This window comes from Streptomyces sp. NRRL S-118, from assembly GCF_000716335.1.
GTDB lineage: Bacteria > Actinomycetota > Actinomycetes > Streptomycetales > Streptomycetaceae > Streptomyces.
This window is the reverse complement of sequence record NZ_KL591004.1, coordinates 481,309-483,848: the sequence shown is the minus strand read 5'-3', so window position 1 is coordinate 483,848 and position 2,540 is coordinate 481,309. Positions and strand designations below refer to the sequence as shown.

The following is a 2,540-nucleotide window of genomic DNA, read 5'->3' as shown; positions in this document are numbered from 1 at the left end:
CCCGGAACCTTGTCCTCGTTGTCCTTGAGGAACTTCTCCGTCTGGTAGACGAGCTGCTCGCCCTGGTTGCGGGTCTCGGCGGCCTCGCGGCGCTTGTGGTCCTCCTCCGCGTACCGCTCGGCCTCGCGCATCATGCGGTCGACCTCGTCCTTCGGCAGCGAGGAGCCGCCGGTGACGGTCATCTTCTGCTCCTTGCCCGTGCCCAGGTCCTTGGCGGTCACGTGCATGATGCCGTTGGCGTCGATGTCGAAGGAGACCTCGATCTGCGGGACGCCGCGCGGGGCCGGCGGGAGGCCGGTCAGCTCGAACATGCCGAGCTTCTTGTTGTACGCCGCGATCTCGCGCTCGCCCTGGTAGACCTGGATCTGCACCGACGGCTGGTTGTCCTCGGCCGTCGTGAAGATCTCGGAGCGCTTCGTCGGGATCGTGGTGTTGCGCTCGATCAGCTTGGTCATGATGCCGCCCTTGGTCTCGATGCCGAGGGACAGCGGGGTCACGTCGAGGAGCAGGACGTCCTTGACCTCGCCCTTGAGGACACCGGCCTGGAGCGAGGCGCCGATGGCGACGACCTCGTCCGGGTTCACACCCTTGTNCGCTCCAGCAGGTCCGCGGTCAGCTGCTGGAACTGGGCACGGGTGAGCTTCTCGTCCAGGTGCAGCGGGCCCTCGGCGGACGCCGTGATGTAGGGCAGGTTGATCGAGGTCTCGGTGGACGAGGACAGCTCGATCTTGGCCTTCTCGGCCGCCTCGCGCAGACGCTGCAGCGCCATCTTGTCCTTGGACAGGTCCACGCCGTGCCCGGACTGGAACTGCTTGACCAGGTAGTCGACGACCCGCTGGTCCCAGTCGTCACCACCGAGGTGGTTGTCACCGTTGGTGGCCTTCACCTCGACGACGCCGTCGCCGATCTCCAGCAGCGAGACGTCGAAGGTGCCGCCACCGAGGTCGAAGACCAGGATGGTCTGGTCGTCCTTGTCGAGGCCGTACGCCAGGGCGGCGGCCGTCGGCTCGTTGACGATGCGCAGGACGTTGAGGCCCGCGATCTCGCCGGCCTCCTTGGTGGCCTGGCGCTCGGAGTCGTTGAAGTACGCCGGCACGGTGATGACCGCGTCGGTGACCTTCTCGCCCAGGTACGCCTCGGCGTCCCGCTTCAGCTTCTGCAGGATGAAGGCGCTGATCTGCTGCGGGTTGAAGTTCTTCCCGTCGAGCTCGATCTTCCAGTCGGTGCCCATGTGGCGCTTGACGGACCGGATGGTCCGGTCGACGTTGGTGACCGCCTGGCGCTTGGCCACCTCGCCGACGAGCACCTCGCCGTTCTTCGCGAAGGCGACGACGGACGGCGTGGTCCTGGCGCCCTCGGCGTTGGTGATGACGGTGGGCTCGCCGCCTTCCAGAACGCTGACGACGGAGTTAGTCGTGCCCAGGTCGATGCCGACCGCACGTGCCATTTCGATTCCTCCAGCTGACTTGAGTGGAACAGGCTCAAGGATGCACGACCGGGGGAACCGAGTCAACAGACCTGAGTCGAGGCGGCTCAGCTTTTATCGGGCTCTTATGCGCAAGCAGCCCCGCCTACCCGCCCAGGATCCCGCCCAGGATCCCGCCCGGGACCCTTGCCCGGGTCCGGCCGCGGCCGCCGCGCGACCCGCCGCATACCAACACGCTCTACCCACCGCGTACCTCACCATGCGATCGTGCATGAAGACGACAAAAGCCGCGTTATTCGCGTCTTACGGATTGACGAAACGGTCGGGTGCCCTCCATGCGACGACCCCTGCCTCCCCTGTCCCCCCGCCCCGGCGTGCCCGCCCCGCCCGGCCCGTCCACCCCACCGGGGACGCCCGCCCCGGGCGGCCCGCCCGCCCCGGCCGGGGCTCTCGCCGCCCGGCCGCGGCTGCACGTCCCGACCGCCAAGCGCCTGCTGGACCTGCTCCTCGGCTCGGCGCTCCTGCTCCTGACCGCCCCGCTGCTCGCCGTGACCGCCGGAGCCCTCGCCCTGCGAAGACCCGCCGGCGGCGTCCTCGTCCGCGAGACGCGGACCGGCCTGGGCGGCCACCCCTTCACCCTGTGCCGGCTGGCGGCCCGGCGGCCCGCCCTGCAACTGCTGTCCCAGCTGCCCCACGTCGTACGTGGCGAGATGTCGCTGGTCGGACCGGCCCCGCTGCCCCCCGGCGCACCCGGCGCCGCGACCCCCTGGCGCGCGAGCCTCCGGCCCGGCCTGACCGGCCTCGCGCAGGCACGGCGGCTCTCCGCACTGCCCTGGGACGAGCCACTGCTGCTCGACCAGCACTACGTCGAGCACCATTGGCTGGGACTCGACCTTGCGCTGCTGCTCCGGACCCTCGTGCCCGCGGTCCGGGCGAGCGACGCAGATCACCGCGCACGCGGCTACAGTGCGGCGGAATAAGTGGGTACGCTCAGCACGAACTGAATAAGTTACCGCTTAGTAGTACCTAAGTTTCCCCCACCTCGCCCGCCCGAGGAGCCCCCATGCAACTCGCCGCGATCATTGTGTCGCTGACCCTGACCGTGGTCGGCGTT

The 2,540-nt window shown here is 69.1% G+C and carries 2 protein-coding genes and 1 pseudogene; 1 reads left to right on the top strand and 2 read right to left on the bottom strand.

The window, feature by feature from the left end; genetic code table 11:
- Window positions 1–592 (bottom strand): annotated as a pseudogene (locus tag IH00_RS43965) (Hsp70 family protein); the annotation flags it as partial.
- Between the two features lies 1 nt (window position 593).
- Window positions 594–1,447, bottom strand: an 854-nt coding sequence (locus IH00_RS43960; protein WP_234334830.1) for an Hsp70 family protein, incomplete at its 3' end; no start/stop codon positions are given.
- A gap of 314 nt (window positions 1,448–1,761) precedes the next feature.
- Between IH00_RS43960 and IH00_RS0111540 the strand changes: the two genes are divergently transcribed.
- A complete protein-coding gene (locus IH00_RS0111540) occupies window positions 1,762–2,406 on the top strand; it encodes a sugar transferase (RefSeq protein WP_078887681.1) in 645 nt (214 codons plus the stop codon).
- Window positions 2,407–2,540 lie beyond the last annotated feature (134 nt).